The sequence below is a fragment of the Imhoffiella purpurea genome (assembly GCF_000585215.1).
GTDB classification, from domain to species: Bacteria; Pseudomonadota; Gammaproteobacteria; order Chromatiales; family Chromatiaceae; genus Imhoffiella; species Imhoffiella purpurea.
Map to the genome: position 1 here is coordinate 1 of NZ_AONC01000030.1, position 17,691 is coordinate 17,691.

Sequence of the window (17,691 nt, forward strand, 5' to 3'; positions counted from 1 at the left end):
ACGGCCACGACGACAACGACCGCCACCCGCTCGACAACCCTATTTGACACCGCTGGCGGCATGAGTGTGGACCGGAGTTATGATCACCGCCCATAGCTAGGAAGCTCTGGCCACGGGGTATAATTCGACGTCTACTTCCTTCATTCGGTCTTTTCATGTTGGTCGAAGCCAAGAAGTGACATTCGCGTAGAGGACACGGAAGGGCCAACCGGCAGTGCCATTTAGCCTATCTTTGATTCAGGTTTTTCGGTTTAGCCGTCTCAGTGGAATATATACCGAGCTAATGCCAATTTTTCGGTGTTTTACTCGCCGACAATGGCAAAGTTTTCCGTCAGCAACGATCGTAATTCACCACGATATTGGTTCGGGTGACGAAAGAAATTCTCGCAAGCGGATTTGAAGTCATCGAACGACTCGAAATAGCGATTATAGAGCACCGTCTTTTTGAAATACTTCCAGAATCGCTCGATCAGATTGAGATTTGGCGCATAGGGCGGGAGAAAGACCAATTGCACGCGTGATGTCTCCAAGTGCTCACGAACCGCCTTGGAGCGATAGTAGCGCGCATTGTCGCAAATCACGTGTATCACCGCCGCGTCTGGGTGCCGCTGCTCAAGTTGTTGCAGCAGAGCGATGGTCGAGACGGCATTGATGCTGTCGTCGAAACGGACAACGGGTTCGAGGCGATTGAGATCGATGGCACCGTTGATGTTGACGCGCCGCCGCCCGGTGTTGGAGCGGATCTCGCGATCCTCGCCGCGCTTGATCCAGCCCTGGGCGATGACCGGATTGTGCTGCGGGTGGACCGCATCCATGAAATAGATGGGATCCGCATCACCCTTGGTTTGCTTGAGTTTTTCGTACTCGGCGAGGAAGGCTTTCTGGGCCTCGGGATCGGCCTTGCCAGGGATGAGCTTGGGTTTCTTGTAGACGTAGCCCAAGCGATGCAGCAGCGCCGTTATGCCGCTGACGGTGTAGGCCACGTCAAAGGTGTCTTCGATCCACTGGGCGACAGCCTTGGCGCTGAGATAGAGGTGGCTTTGCAGGTGCGCTTCCAAGTACGCCAATTGCGCGGCGTCGAGCTGGCAGGCGCTGCCACGGAACGCCACGTGCCCCAGCGATTTCAGGCCATCCTGGCGATAGCGCTTGAAATGGTTGCGCACCGTATTCGGGTCGATCTGCAGCACCTCTGCGATTTGCTCGGCTGTCCAGCCGGTCGCGAGTAGAACCACGGCCTTGATCCGATCAGCCTCGCGTTTATCGCGCGTACCTCGGTGAGCGGCACGCAGCTCCGCGAGTTGCTTGTCAGTGAGGCTGTAGTCAGACATGGCGAAGATTCTACAGATCCGGTCGATGTGTCACAAAATGCCTGTCGGCGAAAAACTCAAATGAGAGCGGTATAGGACGTGAAATTGCTGTGAAACAAATTCTACAGAACCTCAAGAATGGAAAGACCGAGATCACCGAGATTCCATGCACACGGGCCGGCACTGGCAAGCTACTCATCCGCACGCGTTGCTCACTCGTTTCGGCAGGAACGGAGCGAATGCTCGTCGATTTCGGCAAAGCCAACCCCATCGAAAAGGCCCGTCAGCAGCCAGACAAGGTTCGGATGGTCTTGGACAAGATGAAGACCGATGGACTGGTGCCGACCGTAGAGGCTGTGCTCAATAAGCTAGAGCAGCCCTTGCCGCTCGGCTATTGCAACGTCGGCGTGGTGGCCGAGCTGGGTGCGGGGGTGACTGATTTCGCCGTCGGCGATCGGGTCGCCTCGAACGGCAAGCACGCCGAGATGGTTGGCGTACCGGTGAACCTGTGCGCGAAAGTCCCAGATACGGTTTCGGACGAAGCGGCGGCCTTCACTGTCATCGGCGCGATCGCTCTCCAGGGCATCCGGCTGGTTCAGCCGACCCTCGGGGAAACGGTGGTGGTGACCGGTCTTGGTCTGATTGGCCTGATGACGGTGCAGCTGCTCCGGGCGCACGGCTGCCGGGTACTGGGGCTGGATTTCGATCCGGCCAAGCTGGCCTTGGCGCGCGATCTCGGGGCGGAGACAGTCGACTTGTCGACCGGGCAGGATCCGGTTTCCGTTTCACAGACCTTCTCGCGCGGTCGCGGTGTCGATGCCGTCATCATCACCGCCTCGACCCAGAGCAATGAGCCGGTCCATCAGGCTGCGCTCATGTGCCGTAAGCGCGGGCGGATGGTGCTGGTGGGTGTGACTGGTTTGTCGCTCTCACGCGCGGACTTCTACGAGAAGGAGCTGAGCTTTCAAGTCTCCTGCTCCTATGGGCCAGGGCGTTATGACCCGGCCTATGAGGAAGGCGGAAACGATTATCCAGTTGGCTTCGTGCGTTGGACTGAGCAACGCAATTTCGAGGCCGTTCTCGACATGCTGGCGGACGGCCGGCTGGATGTGACGCCGCTGATCTCGCATCGCTTCAAGCTCGATGCAGTCGAGCAGGCCTACGCGGTCGTGGGCGGCTCCGAGCCTTCGCTCGGTATTCTGCTGGAGTATCCCAGCGAGGATGAGGTGCCGCTGGAGACCCTGACCCAGCGCACGGTGGTGCTCAAGCCCGCGCCAAGGGCCGCGGGGAGTGCAGGACGGCCAACCGTGGGTTTTATCGGCGCCGGGAACTATGCGACCGGTGTCCTGATCCCTGCCTTCACCAAGACGCGGGCACGGCTCAAGTCGGTCGCCACGAGCGGCGGAATCAGTGGCGTGCATGCCGGCCGAAAGCACGGCTTCGAGGAGACAACGACGGACTCCGCGGGACTGATCCGGGATCCGGCGATCGATACCGTTGTGATCACGACCCGGCACGACTCGCACGCACGCTTCGTCTGCGAGGCCGTGGGCGCGGGTAAGCATGTATTCGTCGAGAAGCCCTTGGCACTCAATCCGGCGCATCTGAGCCGGATTCGCGACCTCTATGAGCCACTGGCCCAGCAGGGCCGTGCGCCCTTGCTGATCGCCGGCTTCAACCGGCGCTTTTCGCCCTTGGTGCAGAAGGCTCGGGCGTTGCTGGCTGGGGTGACTGAGCCTAAGACATTTGTGATGACGGTCAATGCGGGGGAGATTCCGCCGGATCACTGGACGCAGGACCGGGCGGTCGGCGGCGGGCGAATCATCGGAGAGGCCTGCCACTTCATCGATCTGCTGCGCTACCTGGCCGGATCGCGGATCACAGAGGTCCAGGCGATGCGCATCGGCGAGGGCGTGACGATTCGAGACGATAAGGTGACGGTCAGCTTGGGTTTCGAGGACGGCTCGTTCGGGACGGTTCACTATCTGGCGAATGGCCACAAGTCCTTTCCGAAGGAGCGGCTGGAGATCTTCGGCGGAGGGCGGATCTTGCAGTTGGACAATTTCCGCGTCCTGCGCGGCTTTGGCTGGCCCGGCTTCAAGTCCATGAAGCTGTGGCGGCAGGACAAGGGGCAGACGGCCTGTGTCGCGGCCTTCGTCGAGGCGATTGCGACTGGAGGCGAGGCGCCGATTCCGTATTCGGAGCTGATCGAAGTGGCGGAGGTGACCTTCGAGGTTGCTGAGCGCATGGGGTGAGGCTGATAAACCGAATCTGGATGTTGGAGCATGCTCGTACGGCAGCTCGCACTTTTCTTGCCCACAATGCACTATCTGAGATGGCGCCAGCTCTATTGGCGGTTCTATCTGCTCGGGTCGCGCGCCACTCGGCGCGCTCGGCCGCTGCCGCCTTCGATCGGTGTTTGTCAGCTCCTTCTCGTTGCACCGATCAAGCGCTGTCCGGGATGGCTTGGCGATGGTTTCCGGTTCTTGAATCGGACGGTACCATCGTCGCCGATCCCATGGCATGCGGCCGATCTACCTAAGCTCTGGCTCTATAACCTCCATTATTTCGATTATTTGCATCAGCCGGGCATGTCTCCGGACAGAGGCGTTGCGCTGATTCGGGACTGGATCGCGCAGAATCCTCCTTATCGGGGCAATGGCTGGGAGCCTTATCCCATCTCCCTGCGGATCGTGAACTGGTTGAAGTTCATGAATCGGCAGATGCTGGGGCAGGACATGCTGGAGCTGATGGCGGTGTCTCTGTTCGAACAGACCCGGCATTTGCGCCGGAGCCTGGAATACCATCTACTCGCGAATCATCTGTTCAAGAATGGGGTGGCTCTGCTGTTCGCGGGTGCCTGTCTGCGCGGCGGTGATGAGCCCGGCGAGTGGTACCGAAAGGGCGCCGAGATCCTGCGCGCTGAGATCGCGGAGCAGGTCCTGCCGGACGGCGGACATTTCGAGCGATCTCCCATGTATCACGCCATCGTCCTCGAGGACGTGCTGGATTGTTTGAATCTAGTGGCGTTGCAGGGGCGTGCTGGCGTCACATCGATGCCGGGTGCTTGTGGTGACGGCAGGAGCGATCCGAATCTCGCTGGCCTGCTGCGGGCGACGGCGGAGCAGATGCTGCGCTTCCTGTCTGACAGTGTTCATCCCGACGGCACCTTGCCTCGCTTCAATGACACGGCCGAGGGTATTGCTCCCTCGCTCGACCAGCTTTGGGAGTATGCGACACGTTTGCAGGTGGCCGTGCCTGAGCGGCCTGCTGCGGGCAGCTCGGCATCCTCAGCGACGGATGGAACGTCGAGAATCATCGAGAAGCCTGATTTCGGACTGGCCACTCTTTCTGCGGGGACATGGCGTTGCGTGATCGATTGCGGCGCTATCGGCCCCGACTATCAGCCAGGTCATGCCCATTGCGATACCTTGAGTTACGAGCTGACATGGAACGGGAGACTGGTTGCGGTGAATGCAGGAACCTTCGAATACGCTGGCTCGGAGCGTAACGGATTCCGCCGGACGAGCGCGCACAACACGCTCGAGCTGGACGGCGAGGAGCAGCATGAGATCTGGGCGACGTTCCGTGTCGCGCGCCGCGGTTATCCTCAAGAAATTCGTGCTTGGGAAGAGGCTGGAGGCCGGGTCTGTTTTTCCGGGAAGCACACAGGGTACCGACGATTGCCTGGTCGGCCTGTTCATGAGCGGAGGGTCTCTCTATCCAACGACTGTCTGCGTGTCGAGGACCGGATCGCCTCGCGCCGGTGTCACCAAGCCGTTAGCCGCCTGCATTTGCATCCCGATGTTTTGGTATTGGCCTGTGATGGCAAGACAGCACGGCTGTCCGTCGATGGTAAGTGCTTGGTCATGGAGGTCGAAGAGGGTGTCTTGTCGGCGGATACGTACGCGTTTTCACGGGAGTTCGGTTTGAAGGAAGCGGCAACGGTTTTGACGGTTTCCAAGCAGCTTCAGAGTGGCTCTCATATCGCCTATCGTCTGAGGTCTGCATGAGGATTCTGTTTCTCTCTCACTACTTCCCGCCTGAAGTCAACGCGCCCGCGACCCGAACATTCGAGCACTGTCGTGAATGGGTGCGCTTGGGTCATGAGGTTACGGTTGTCACCTGCGCCCCGAATCACCCGCGTGGTGTGGTTTACGACGGCTATCGGAATCGGCTCTACCAGCGCGAGGAGATGGAGGGCATCCAGGTCGTTCGGCTCTGGACCTATGTGACGGCCAACGAGGGCTTTCTTAAGCGGACGCTCAACTATATGTCCTATTTGGTGGCTGTCGTCCTGGCTCTGCCCTGGCTGCCGAAGGCGGATATCGTGATCTCGACGTCGCCTCAGTTCTTCAATGGTCTGGCGGGGTATTTCACCAGCCGGTTGAAGCGCTGTCCTTGGGTGCTGGAGATTCGCGATCTCTGGCCTGACTCGATCCTTGCCGTTGGCGCCATTACCAATAAACGCATCATTCGTTTATTGGAGTGGCTGGAGGCCTTCGCCTACCGGAAGGCCGATCATATCGTGCCGGTGACCGATGCCTTTCGGAGATACATGATCGATCGCGGCGTGGATGAGGCAAAGATCACAGTCATCAAGAACGGGGTGGATCTGAGCTTCTACCCGGGGGGGGCGGCGGATGCAGGTCTGGCGAGAGAGCTTGGCGTGGAAGGGCGCTTCATTGCCGCTTATGTCGGAACGCATGGAATGGCTCATCATCTCGAGACCGTCCTGGAGGCGGCTGCGCTAGTCGATCGGTCGGACATCGTTTTCCTGCTGGTGGGAGACGGCGCGGAGCGCGCCCGGTTGCGCGCGCTCCGGGACGAGATGGGGCTGGCCAATGTGATCATGCTGGATCAGCTGCCCAAGAGCCGCATGCCCGCCCTATGGTCGTTGACGGACGCGAGTCTCGTGCTGCTGCGTCGTTCCGATCTGTTCAAGACCGTGATCCCATCCAAGATCTTCGAGAGCATGGCGATGGAGGTGCCGATCATTCTGGGCGTGGAGGGCGAGGCCCAGTCCCTTATCGATGCGGGGGAGGCTGGACTCTGCATTGCGCCGGAGAATGCAGCGGAGCTGGCGCGTGCTGTAGAGCGGTTGTGTGACGACGAGGGGCTGTGTCGGCAGCTGGGGAGGAACGGACGGCAGTATGTCGAGACGCATTTTGACCGCAGCCATTTGGCCAAGCGCTATGAGGATGTGCTCTCTTCGACCTGTGGCACTCGATCCGCTGGCTCGTGAAAGGAGATTGATTCGATATGAAGACATTGACGGTCTTTGGCACTCGCCCGGAGGCCATCAAGATGGCCCCCGTCGTTCAGGCGCTGGCGGCCGCCCCCGAGGTCGAGAGCCAGGTTTGCGTCACGGCGCAGCATCGGCAGATGCTGGATCAGGTATTGAGTCTGTTTGGTATCACGCCAGAATTCGATCTCGATCTGATGCAGCCTGGACAGGACTTGACGGACATCACCTCACGCGTCCTGGCCGGCCTGCGTAACATTCTGCGCGAGACGCGCCCTCAGCTGGTGCTGGTCCATGGCGATACGACGACGACTTTTGCGGCATCGCTCGCGGCCTTCTATGAGCGCATCCCGGTCGGGCATGTGGAAGCCGGTCTGCGGACCGGGAACATCTATGCGCCCTGGCCGGAGGAGATGAATCGACGCCTGACCGGGAGTATCGCGGAGTGGCATTTCGCGCCGACGGAGCGGGCGCGCCAGAATCTGCTGCGCGAGGCGGTTCGGCCCGAGCGGATCATCGTGACGGGCAATACGGTGATCGATGCCTTGCTCGACGTCGTTCGCCGGCTGCGAGAAGACGATGGGCTGAGCGCCGAGATCGAACGTGATTTCGATTTCCTGGATTCCAGTCGACGGATGATCCTGGTGACGGGCCATCGGCGCGAGAACTTTGGCGAGGGGTTCGAGCGGATCTGTCAGGCGCTGGCCGTGCTGGCGGAGCGGGAGGACGTTCAGATCGTCTATCCGGTGCATCTGAATCCGAATGTGCAGGATCCGGTGCGCCGCTTGCTTGGGGGTAAGGGTAATGTGCATCTGATCGAGCCGCTGGACTATTTGCCGTTCGTGGCCTTGATGGACCGGGCGAGCTTTCTGATCACGGATTCCGGCGGTGTTCAGGAGGAGGCCCCTTCACTGGGCAAGCCGGTTTTGGTGATGCGGGAGACGACCGAGCGTCCGGAGGCGGTGGAGGCGGGGACGGTTCGGCTGGTGGGCACCGACGAGACGGCGATCGTGCGGGAGGCGTCTCGCCTGCTCGATGATCCGGCCGCCTACGAGAGGATGTCTCAGGCGCACAATCCCTACGGCGATGGGCAGGCGGCGGCGCGGATTCTGGGCACTCTGGTATCGACGCGGTTATAGGAGCACGTCAGTATGAATCAAACGCTCTGTATCATGGGGTTGGGTTATATCGGTCTGCCGACGGCCAGTCTGCTCGCGAGCAAGGGGCTTCGCGTGCATGGAGTCGACGTCAGCGCACGGGTGGTGGAGACCATCAGCGCGGGTCATATCCATATTCGCGAGCCGGCGCTGGATATCCTGGTCAAGTCGGCCGTGCAGAGCGGACGTCTGACGGCCCATACGGAGCCGACGGCGGCGGACATCTTCATTCTGGCCGTTCCGACGCCGTTCAAGGATGGTTTCGAGCCGGATTTGCGTTATGTGGAGGAGGCGACGCGGGCCATTGCTCCTTGTTTGGCTGCGGGTAATCTGGTGATCCTGGAATCGACCAGTCCCGTCGGCACGTCGGAGAAGGTTGCTGCCTGGATCTCGGAGGCACGACCGGATCTGGTTGTGCCGAGACGCGGGATTCAGGAGATCGAGGCGCCAGAGTCGATCCATGTAGCGCATTGCCCTGAGCGGGTGCTGCCGGGTCAGATCATTCGCGAGCTGGTGGACAACGACCGGATCGTCGGTGGGGTCGATGAGGCGTCGACTATCGCCGCCGCCGATTTCTATCGCCAGTTCGTGGCCGGGGAGGTGTTGGAAACCGACAGCCGAACGGCCGAGCTGGCGAAGCTGACGGAGAATACCTTCCGGGATGTCAACATTGCCTTGGCCAACGAGTTGTCGCAGGTCTGCGACCACCTGGGTGTGGATGTCTGGGACCTGGTGCAGCTCGCCAATCGTCATCCGCGGGTGAATGTGCTGCGACCGGGGCCCGGTGTGGGCGGGCACTGTATCGCGGTCGATCCCTGGTTCATCGTGCACTCGGCGCCCGAGCAGGCGCGTCTGATTCGGTTGGCGCGCGAGGTGAACTCGGGCAAGCCGGAGCAGGTGATGGCGAAGGTGCGGGCGAAGGCTGCGCGGTTTCAGAGTCCGACCATCGCTTGCCTGGGGCTTGCCTACAAACCGGATATCGATGATCTGCGCGAGAGTCCTGCGCTGCATATTTCAGAGCGGCTGGCAAGCGAGGGAGTGGGGCGTGTGCTGGCGGTCGAGCCGCATATCGAGTCTTTGCCTGCGGCCCTGAAGGAGGCGGGCGTCGGCCTTTGCGGTCTGGACGAGGCGTTGGCGGAAGCCGATATCGTGCTCGGTCTGGTCGCGCATCGTGGTTTTCGAAAGGTATCGCGTCAGTTGCTTCAGGAGAAGATCGTGATCGATACCTGTGGGATTTGGAGATAGTCCCCATCCAGGGGTAGACATGCCCCGCTGCGGTGAGTTAAGCGCCCCTGAAGACTGGCCCTCGTCAGCTTTGTTTGGTCTGACCTTCGAGCCTGTCATGAATCTCCCTCCTCAAACAGGCCAGCGCCGTTTCGCAGGTGATCGGCGTATCGTCTTCGGTCGTGATGAAAAAGACGTCATCGACCTCCGCGCCCACGGTGGCGATCTTGGCGTTCTGCAGCCTGATACCGCATTGCTGGAAGACTGCGCCGACCTCGGCGAGCAGGCCGGGGCGGTCGAGCGTGGTGAGCCGCATGATGGTGCGATGATTGGGCTCGTCGGCCGAGAAGTTGATGCGGGTCTCGATCGGGAAGTGACGTAGACGGCGGGGGACAGTACGGGCGACCCGGATGGGGCTTTCCCCCTGCTCCATGATGCTGGCCGTGAGGTTGGAGCGGATCTCTTCCATGTGCAATTCGTTTTCCACCGGCTCTCCGTCCTGGTCCAGGACCTGGTAGCTGTTGACGGCCATGCCGTCGTCGGTGGTCATGACGCGGGCATCCATGACGTCGAGCCCCATCTGGTCCAGCGTCGCCGTGGTGCGGGCGAACAGATTGGCGCGGTCGCGGGTGTAGATGAAGATCTCGGTGCCGCCGCGGGCGGTGACGGGGCGGATGACCACCAGTGGCTGATGCGTTGGGTCGGCGGAGAGGATCTGACGGGTCTGCCAGGCGATCTCGTCCGGGGAGTTGTGCAGGAAGAAGTCCAGGCTGAACTTGAGCCAGAGGGCGTTGCAGGCGCTGGGGTCGCCGCCGTAGCGGGCTACCAGGCGCATGCTCTCGGCCTGTTTCTGGCTGATGAGCTCGTCCTGGGCCTGGGGGTTGTCGAGTCCGCGCAGCAGGGCGCGGCGGGTCGCGTAATAGAGTTCGCGCAGCAGTGCGTCGATCCAGCTGTTCCAGCGTTCGGGGTTGGTGGCCCGGGCGTCGGCGACGGTGAGCAGATAGAGATAGTCGAGCCGGTTGGGGTCGCCGATCAGTTCGGCGAAGGATTGCACCACTTCGGGATCGCTGATGTCCTTGCGCTGGGCGGTCATGGACATCACCAGGTGGTGCTCGACCAGCCAGGCTACCAGCCGGCTGTCGAACTCGCTGAGGCCGTGCAGGCGGCAGAAATCCCAGGCGTCGCGCGCGCCCAGCGTCGAGTGGTCGCCGCCGCGTCCCTTGGCGATGTCGTGGAAGAGTCCGCCCAGATAGAGGAGCTCCAGCTTGGGGATGCGGCGTCCGACCGCGCTGCACAGCGGGAACTCGTCGTCGTGTTTGGGGATGGTGAAGCGGCGCAGGTTGCGCACCAGCGTCAGGGTGTGTTCGTCCACCGTGTAGACGTGCAGCAGGTCGTACTGCATGCGGCCGACGATGTTGGCGAAGGCCGGGATGTAGGCCGCGAGCACCCCGTAGCGGTTCATGCGGCGGATGGCGTGCGTCAGCCCGTTCGATTCGCGGAAGATCTCCATGAAGAGACTGCGCGCGCGCAGATCGGCGCGGAAGTCGTCGTCGATGCGGTGGCGGTTCTCGCGGATCAGACGGATGGTGCTCGCGCGCACGCCCTCCAGCTCGGGACGGGTCTGGAGGATATGGAAGACCTCGAGCAGGGCGATGGGATAGCGTCTGAAGACGCTCGGCGAGGTGACCTCGAGATAGCCGCTGCGGGACTGGAAGCGTTTGTTGATCGGCACCGGCGGGCCGACGTCGTCGTGCAGCAGGATGGCCTCGCGGAAAAGCTGCAGCAGCATCTCGTTGAGACGGTTGAGTTCCTGCACGGTGCGGTAGTACTGCTGCATGAACTGCTCGACCGCGAGGTTGTTCGCGCCGTCGCAGAACCCGAACTGCTTGGCCAGGGTGCGCTGGTAATCGAACAGCAGCCGGTCCTCGCGCCGTCCGGTGAGCCGGTGCAGCGAGAAGCGGATCCGCCACAGCAGGGTCTGGCCGCCGACGAGCGCCTGGTGCTCGTGCTCGGTGAGGAACCCGTGTCCAACCAGATCGTGCAATGTCTCGGCGTCGAAATGCCGCTTGGCGACCCAGCCGATCATCTGGATGTCGCGCAGACCGCCCGGATTCTCCTTGATGTTGGGTTCCAGGTTGTAGGCGGTCTCGCCGTATTTGTGCCAGCGTGCGCGCTGCTCGGCCGCCTTGGCGGCGAAGAAGCGCTCGCTGTCCCAGATGTGCTCGGGGGCCGTGGCGGCACGCATCTCCTGGAACAGGGTCTCGCTGCCGCTCAGCAGGCGCGCCTCCAGCAGGTTCGTCATCACGGTGACGTCGTTCGATGCCTCGCTGACGCAGTCGGCGACCGTGCGCACGCTGTGCCCGATCTCCAGTCCGATGTCCCAGAAACAGGTGACGAGCTGTTCGAGGGGCCGGGTCAGCTCCGCGTCCGGCGCCATGAGGATGAGGATGTCGATGTCGGAGGCCGGCTGCAGCTCCTGGCGGCCGTACCCGCCGACGGCGATCAGCGCCGCCTCTTCAGGGTTCGGGCCGAGGTGGTGTTCCCAGAGCTCGCATAGAACCGCGTCGATGAGGTCGCTGCGCTCCCTGACGAGCGCCGCGATGGGGATGCCCAGGTCGAACTGGTGATAGAGATCGTTGCAGCCGGACTTGAGCCGCGATTTGTAGGTCGCGATCGGTGGGGGAGGGGGGGCGACCGGGGGCGCTGCCCCAGACGTATGGGGTGCTGGCGTTGCGTGATCCTCTGTCCGTGTGGGCTGGGTCATTGCGGGTCTGGCTGCGGCTCGTCTCGCTCTTCGGCGCGCAGGGTCAGGATCTCGTATCCGTCCTCGGTCACCAGCACGGTGTGCTCCCATTGGGCCGAGAGGCTGCGGTCCTTGGTGACCACGGTCCAGCCGTCGGGCAGGATCTTGATGAAGCGCTTGCCGGAATTGACCATGGGCTCCACCGTGAAGCACATGCCCGGTTCGAGCACGAGCCCCTCGCCCGGCTTGCCGTAGTGGAGGATCTGAGGATCCTCGTGGAACTCGCGCCCGATGCCGTGGCCGCAGTACTCCCGAACGACCGAATAGCCCTGGGATTCGACGAATTTCTGGATGGTGTGGCCGATATCGCCCAGGGTGGCGCCCGGGCGGATGGCGCCGATCCCGAGCATCATGGACTGCTGGGTGACGGTGACGAGCCGGCGTGCCAGTACCGAGGGCTCGCCGACGAAGAACATCTTGCTGGTATCGCCGTGATAGCCGTCCTTGATCACGGTGATGTCGATATTCATGATGTCGCCCTTTTTCAGGCGCTTGTCGCTCGGGATGCCGTGGCAGACCTGGTGGTTGATCGAGGTGCAGATGGACTTGGGAAAGCCCCGATAGTTGAGCGGGGCGGGAATCGCCTCCTGGACCTCGGTGATGTATTGGTGGCAGAGGCGGTCGAGCTCATCCGTGGTGACGCCGGGCTTGACGTGTGGGGCGATCATGTCGAGCACGTCGGCCGCGAGTCGGCCCGCGACGCGCATCCGCTCGATCGCTTCGGGTGTCTTGATCTTTACACTCATGTTGTCGTTTGAGGCGTCCACAGGAATCTGAATCGAATCTCGTCTGTGTGAAGGGCGATTGCCCGTATCGAATCGGCTATGGTATAAAACGCGGCGCGCTGCCGCAATGAACTCCAAATGGCCGATATATTTCTCAAGGAGTCGCTATCCGATATGGGTATCGATGCGCTGGCGCCAAGCGGAATGCCTCGGCTTTTCGATCTCTAGAATATCGGCCGTCTCCGGCGTGCATGTTGTCCTCGTGCCCTCTCGTCACCTTGCTCTCGTCCCCGAGTCAGGGGCGCTGGATGCTATGTGACGGGCATGCTCCGCCGGATTTCGAACCTAATGTCCACACACGTATCGGCACATGCGGCTGGGTGCCCGTCGACACGGGTTGTCGCGTGGGATGCGTGGAGGTCCAACCCAATTCAATCTTAGGAAGCAAGACCTTGAGCGAAGTCACGATGCGCCAGATGCTGGAGGCCGGTGTTCATTTCGGCCACCAGACCCGTTATTGGAACCCCAAGATGGCCACCTTCATCTTCGGGCACCGCAACAAGATTCATATCGTCAACCTGGAGAAGACCCTTCCGCTCTACCAGGAGGCGGTCAATTTCATGGGGACCTTGACGGCCAACGGCGGCAAGATCCTCTTCGTCGGCACCAAGCGCGCCGCGCGCGATGCCATCAAGGAAGAGGCCGCGCGCTGCGGCATGCCCTACGTCAACCATCGCTGGCTCGGCGGCATGCTCACCAACTTCAAGACCATCCGTCAGTCCGTCAAGCGGCTGAAGGAGCTTGAGGCGATGTTCGAGAGCGGTACCATCGAGCGCTTCAACAAGAAGGAAGCGCTGGGCCTGTCGCGCGAGCGGGACAAGCTCGAGCAGAGCCTGGGCGGCATCAAGAACATGGATGGTCTGCCGGACGCCATGTTCGTCGTCGACGTCGGTCACGAGAAGATCGCCGTGACCGAGGCCAACAAGCTCGGCATCCCGGTCATCGGCGTGGTCGATACCAACAACGATCCGAGCAACGTCGACTACGTGATCCCCGGTAACGACGACGCCATTCGCGCCGTGCGTCTCTATATCGCCGGTGCCGCCGACGCCGTTCTCGACGGCCGCAACACCGCAGCCGCCATGGTCGGTCGCGGCGACGCGATCGAAGAGGCTGGTGCGGCCGAGGAAGCGGCCGGCGCCGCCGACGCCTGATCGTACTGACCGACGGCGCCTCGGTGCGCCGTTTCAAGTGGTTGGCCCTGACGCCCCATGGCGTTTCGGGGCCGCCGCCATTAGATATTTTCTGTTTTTCCCGGCACGGGATAGAGGTGAATTAACCATGGCGATTACAGCCGCACTGGTCAAGGAGCTGCGCGAGCGCACTGGCGCCGGCATGATGGAGTGCAAGAAGGCGCTCGTCGAGTCCAATGGGGACATCGAGGCCGCCATCGAGGCGATGCGCAAGTCCGGTCAGGCCAAGGCCGCCAAGAAGTCCGGCCGCACCGCCGCCGAGGGCGTCGTCGTGATCCGTATTTCGGATGACGGCAAGCGCGGCGTCATGGTCGAGATCAACTGCGAGACCGACTTCGTCGCCAAGGACACCAATTTTCAGGCCTTCGCCGACGCGGTCGCCGAGACCGCGCTCGCGGGTTCCGCGGCGGATGTGTCCGAGCTGGCGGGTCAGTCCCTGGCCAGCGATGCTTCGCTCACCGTCGATGGCGCCCGCGAGGCATTGATCGCCAAGATCGGCGAGAACGTCCAGGTGCGTCGTCTGATGCGCTTCGAGTCCGCCGAAGGTACGCTCCATAGCTATATCCATGGCGTGCGTATCGGTGTCATGGTCGAGCTCGCCGGCGGCGACGAGACCCTCGGGCGCGACATCGCCATGCACGTCGCGGCCAGCAATCCGCTGTGCGTCGACGCCTCCCAGGTCCCGGCCGAGATGCTGGACAAGGAGCGCGAGATCTTCAAGGCGCAGGCCCTCGACAGCGGCAAGCCCGAGGCGATCGTCGAGAAGATGATCGAAGGCCGCATGCGCAAATATCTCCAGGAGGTGACCCTGCTGGGTCAGCCCTTCGTCAAGGATCCCGATCAGTCGATCGAAAAGCTGCTCAAACAGTCGGGCGCCAAGGTCGTCTGCTTCGCGCGGGTCGAGGTCGGCGAGGGGATCGAGAAGAAAACCGAGAATTTCGCCGAAGAGGTCATGGCGCAGGTTCGCGGCGACTGATCGATTGGGGTATCCTGCTTCATCCGGACGATCTTTCCGCAACCAATTCGGCGACGAGGTAGACGGCCATGGCGGCCTCAGTGTATCGACGCATCCTGCTCAAGCTCAGTGGTGAGGCGCTCATGGGTTCGGGTTCCTATGGAATCGACCCGGATGTTCTCCAACGCTTCGCGCAGGAGGTCGCCGGTCTCGCTGCCGAGGGCGTGCAGGTCGCGCTGGTGATCGGAGGCGGGAATCTGTTCCGCGGCGGGATCATGGCCGCCAAGGGCATGGACCGCGTCACCGCCGATCAGATGGGCATGCTGGCGACCGTCATGAATGCCCTGGCGATGCAGGACGCCCTTGAACGGATGGGCGTCGCCGCCCGTGTCATGTCGGCGCTCAAGATCAATCAGGTCTGCGAGGACTTCATCCGCCGGCGCGCGATACGCCATCTCGACAAGGGGCGGGTCGTCATCTTCGCCGCCGGAACCGGAAACCCCTTCTTCACCACCGACTCGGCCGCCAGTCTGCGCGCGGTCGAGATCGGTGCCGATCTTCTGATCAAGGCCACCAAGGTGGACGGCATCTATTCGGCCGATCCGGTGACCGATCCCTCCGCGACCTTCTATCGCAGAATCAGCTACGACCAGGCGCTGCGCGAGGATCTCAAGGTCATGGACACCACGGCCATCGTGCTGTGCCGGGAACACGGGATGCCACTTCGTGTAATGAATATCAACGAAACGGGTGCCTTGCTGCGGCTGATTCGCGGCGAGGATGTCGGGTCGTTGGTGGTAAGCGAGAACTAACATGATCGACGATATCAAGACAGATGCTGCCGACCGGATGGCCAAGAGCGTCGAGGCACTCTCGCACGAGCTCGCCAAGATCCGGACCGGGCGCGCGCATCCCTCGCTGCTCGACCACATCATGGTCTCCTATTACGGCTCCGATGTCCCGATTCGCCAGGTCGCGAACATCAATGCCGAGGATGCCCGCACCCTCTCGGTGGTGCCATGGGAAAAGAACATGGTGCAGGCCATCGAGAAGGCGATCATGCAGTCCGATCTGGGGCTGAATCCCAATACCGCCGGGACCGTGATCCGCGTGCCCATGCCGCCGCTGACCGAGGAGCGCCGCCGCGACCTCATCAAGGTGGCGCGCCACGAGGCCGAGCAGGCCCGTGTCGCCGTGCGCAACATCCGTCGCGACGCCAATCACGAGCTCAAGGAGCTGGTCAAGGAGAAGATGATCTCCGAGGACGACGAGCGCCGCGGTCAGGAGATCGTGCAGAAGCTGACCGACCAGTACGTCAAGGACGTGGATTCGGTGCTGGCCGAGAAAGAGCAGGACCTGATGTCCATTTGAGGCCGCGGGGACCGACGGCGATCGACACCATCGTGGAAACAGCAGCACCCGCCGCGCTCGCTTCAGAGCCCAACGAACGCATTCCCAGGCACGTCGCCATCATCATGGACGGCAACGGGCGCTGGGCCAAACAGCGCAATCTCCCGCGTACCGCCGGTCATCGCGAGGGCGTCAAGAGCGTGCGCGCCGTGGTCGAGGAGAGCGTGCGCCGCGGCGTCGGGACCCTGACCCTGTTCGCCTTCAGCAGCGAGAACTGGCAGCGCCCGCGCTCAGAGGTGAACGTGCTCATGGAGCTGTTCATCAGCGCCCTGCGCGGCGAGGTCCGGCGCATGCACGAGAACAATGTGCGCTTTCGGGTCATCGGCGAGCGCACCGCCTTTCCCGAGAAGCTTCAGCATCGGATCGCCGAGGCCGAGGCCCTCACCGCGGGCAATACCGCGCTCAACCTGCAGGTGGCCGCCAACTACGGCGGACGCTGGGATATCGCTCAGGCCGCGCGAAGGCTGGTCGCCGATGTCCAGGCCGGTCTGCTGGATCCGGACGCCGTCGACGAGCAGGCGCTCTCCAGCAGGCTGTCCTTCCCGGATCTGCCCGAGCCCGATCTTTTCATCCGCACTGGGGGCGAGCAGCGCTTGAGCAATTTCGTGCTTTGGCAGTCCGCCTATTCCGAACTCTATTTCTCCGACCGGCTGTGGCCGGATTTCGACGAGGAGGCATACGCCTTGGCGCTAACCGAATACGGGCGGCGTCAGCGCCGCTTCGGGATGACCGGCGAGCAGGTTCAATCCGCTCCTCTCGTGGCGGTCTATGGACGGGGTTGAGGTCTTGCAGGTATCGAGCAGCCTGCGGCAGCGCACCCTGACCGCCGTCGTTCTCGGGCCGCTGGTCATCGCCGCCGTGCTCTGGCTGCCGACTCCGGCGTTCGCCCTCTTCTTCGGCCTGGTGGTGATGGGGGCCGGCTGGGAGTGGTGCGGACTGGCGGGTCTCGTCTCGCTCCCGCAACGCGCCGCCTATCTGGCGCTCATCGCGGCCTGCATGGGCCTGCTCTGGCCGCAAGCGGACTGGCGCCTCTGGCTGATCGGGCTCAGCGTTCCCTGGTGGATCGCCCAGTCGGTGCGGATGCTGCGGATGCGCGAGGTCCTGCCGGTATCCGGTCTGCAGCCCCTGCTGCTTCCGGTCGGTCTGCTGGTGCTGGTGGCGCCCTGGGCCGCACTGGTCGATCTGCATCGGATCGGCCCGGCGCTGGTGCTCTTCCTCCTGGTGATCATCTGGACCGCCGATTCCCTAGCCTATTTCGTCGGGCGCCGCTGGGGGCGCGCCAAGCTGGCGCCCGCGGTGAGTCCCGGCAAGACCCTGGCGGGCGTCTATGGCGGGATCGCGGGCGCGGCCTTCTGCGGTCTGCTGTTCGCCTGGCAGCAATCGCTCGGCTGGTGGGCCGGTCTGCTGGTATTGCTCTTCTGCGCCTTCGCGGCTTCGATCTCGATCGTCGGAGATCTTTACGAAAGTTTCCTGAAACGCCGCCGCGGTCTCAAGGATTCGAGCCAGATTCTGCCGGGCCATGGTGGCCTGCTGGACCGTATCGACAGTCTCACCGCGGCCGCACCACTGTTTGCCCTGGGAATGACCTGGGCCCTCATGTGATCGGAGTAGG

At 62.5% G+C, this 17,691-nt stretch carries 14 protein-coding genes; 11 read left to right on the forward strand and 3 right to left on the reverse strand.

Annotated elements, in window-relative coordinates; genetic code table 11:
- Positions 1-302: 302 nt before the first annotated feature.
- Positions 303-1,328, reverse strand: coding sequence for an IS630 family transposase (locus D779_RS10670; RefSeq protein ID WP_043753577.1), 1,026 nt, complete (start codon positions 1,326-1,328; stop codon positions 303-305).
- Positions 1,329-1,546: 218 nt separating this feature from the next.
- Here D779_RS10670 and D779_RS10675 point away from each other — a divergent pair, with 218 nt between their 5' ends.
- From D779_RS10675 to wecC, 5 genes are read left to right on the forward strand one after another with little or no spacing between them, the layout of a single operon-like run.
- Positions 1,547-3,562, forward strand: a complete 2,016-nt coding sequence (locus D779_RS10675) for a bi-domain-containing oxidoreductase (protein WP_232424155.1) — start codon at positions 1,547-1,549, stop codon at positions 3,560-3,562.
- Between the two features lie 30 nt (positions 3,563-3,592).
- Positions 3,593-5,320 carry a heparinase II/III family protein gene (locus tag D779_RS10680; RefSeq protein ID WP_081763457.1) on the forward strand — a complete coding sequence of 576 codons (1,728 nt, stop codon included), beginning with the start codon at positions 3,593-3,595 and terminating at the stop codon, positions 5,318-5,320.
- Positions 5,317-6,552, forward strand: a complete 1,236-nt coding sequence (locus D779_RS10685) for a glycosyltransferase family 4 protein (protein WP_043753583.1) — start codon at positions 5,317-5,319, stop codon at positions 6,550-6,552. The genes D779_RS10680 and D779_RS10685 overlap by 4 nt, the downstream gene beginning before the upstream one ends.
- Before the next feature lie 17 nt (positions 6,553-6,569).
- Positions 6,570-7,691: a non-hydrolyzing UDP-N-acetylglucosamine 2-epimerase gene (wecB, locus tag D779_RS10690; protein WP_043753585.1), complete on the forward strand. Its 1,122-nt coding sequence runs from the start codon at positions 6,570-6,572 to the stop codon at positions 7,689-7,691.
- A 12-nt stretch (positions 7,692-7,703) separates the two neighbouring features.
- Positions 7,704-8,954, forward strand: a complete 1,251-nt coding sequence (wecC, locus tag D779_RS10695; RefSeq protein WP_043753587.1) for a UDP-N-acetyl-D-mannosamine dehydrogenase — start codon at positions 7,704-7,706, stop codon at positions 8,952-8,954.
- A gap of 64 nt (positions 8,955-9,018) precedes the next feature.
- Here the strand turns inward: wecC and glnD are convergent, their stop codons facing one another.
- On the reverse strand, positions 9,019-11,697 hold the full coding sequence (glnD, locus tag D779_RS10700; RefSeq protein ID WP_043753589.1) for a [protein-PII] uridylyltransferase: 2,679 nt from the start codon (positions 11,695-11,697) through the stop codon (positions 9,019-9,021).
- A complete protein-coding gene (map, locus tag D779_RS10705; protein ID WP_043753591.1) occupies positions 11,694-12,482 on the reverse strand; it encodes a type I methionyl aminopeptidase in 789 nt (262 codons plus the stop codon). The genes glnD and map overlap by 4 nt, the downstream gene beginning before the upstream one ends.
- Before the next feature lie 446 nt (positions 12,483-12,928).
- On the opposite strand from map, the gene rpsB reads away from it, so the two are divergent.
- The 6 genes from rpsB to D779_RS10735 all read left to right on the forward strand — a co-directional run bounded on the left by rpsB (position 12,929) and on the right by D779_RS10735 (position 17,681).
- On the forward strand, positions 12,929-13,675 hold the full coding sequence (rpsB, locus tag D779_RS10710; protein ID WP_094300782.1) for a 30S ribosomal protein S2: 747 nt from the start codon (positions 12,929-12,931) through the stop codon (positions 13,673-13,675).
- 127 nt (positions 13,676-13,802) lie between these two features.
- Positions 13,803-14,690, forward strand: coding sequence for a translation elongation factor Ts (gene tsf, locus D779_RS10715; RefSeq protein WP_043753597.1), 888 nt, complete (start codon positions 13,803-13,805; stop codon positions 14,688-14,690).
- Between the two features lie 68 nt (positions 14,691-14,758).
- Complete coding sequence (gene pyrH, locus D779_RS10720; RefSeq protein WP_043753600.1) at positions 14,759-15,481, forward strand: UMP kinase; 723 nt, start codon at positions 14,759-14,761, stop codon at positions 15,479-15,481.
- Between the two features lies 1 nt (position 15,482).
- Positions 15,483-16,040, forward strand: coding sequence for a ribosome recycling factor (gene frr / locus D779_RS10725; protein ID WP_043753603.1), 558 nt, complete (start codon positions 15,483-15,485; stop codon positions 16,038-16,040).
- A 32-nt stretch (positions 16,041-16,072) separates the two neighbouring features.
- A complete protein-coding gene (locus tag D779_RS10730) occupies positions 16,073-16,861 on the forward strand; it encodes an isoprenyl transferase (RefSeq protein WP_094300784.1) in 789 nt (262 codons plus the stop codon).
- Entirely contained in the window at positions 16,848-17,681 is an 834-nt protein-coding gene (locus D779_RS10735; protein WP_052348041.1) for a phosphatidate cytidylyltransferase, read from the forward strand. Before D779_RS10730 ends, D779_RS10735 begins: the two co-directional genes overlap by 14 nt.
- The last annotated feature ends 10 nt before the right edge of the window (positions 17,682-17,691 follow it).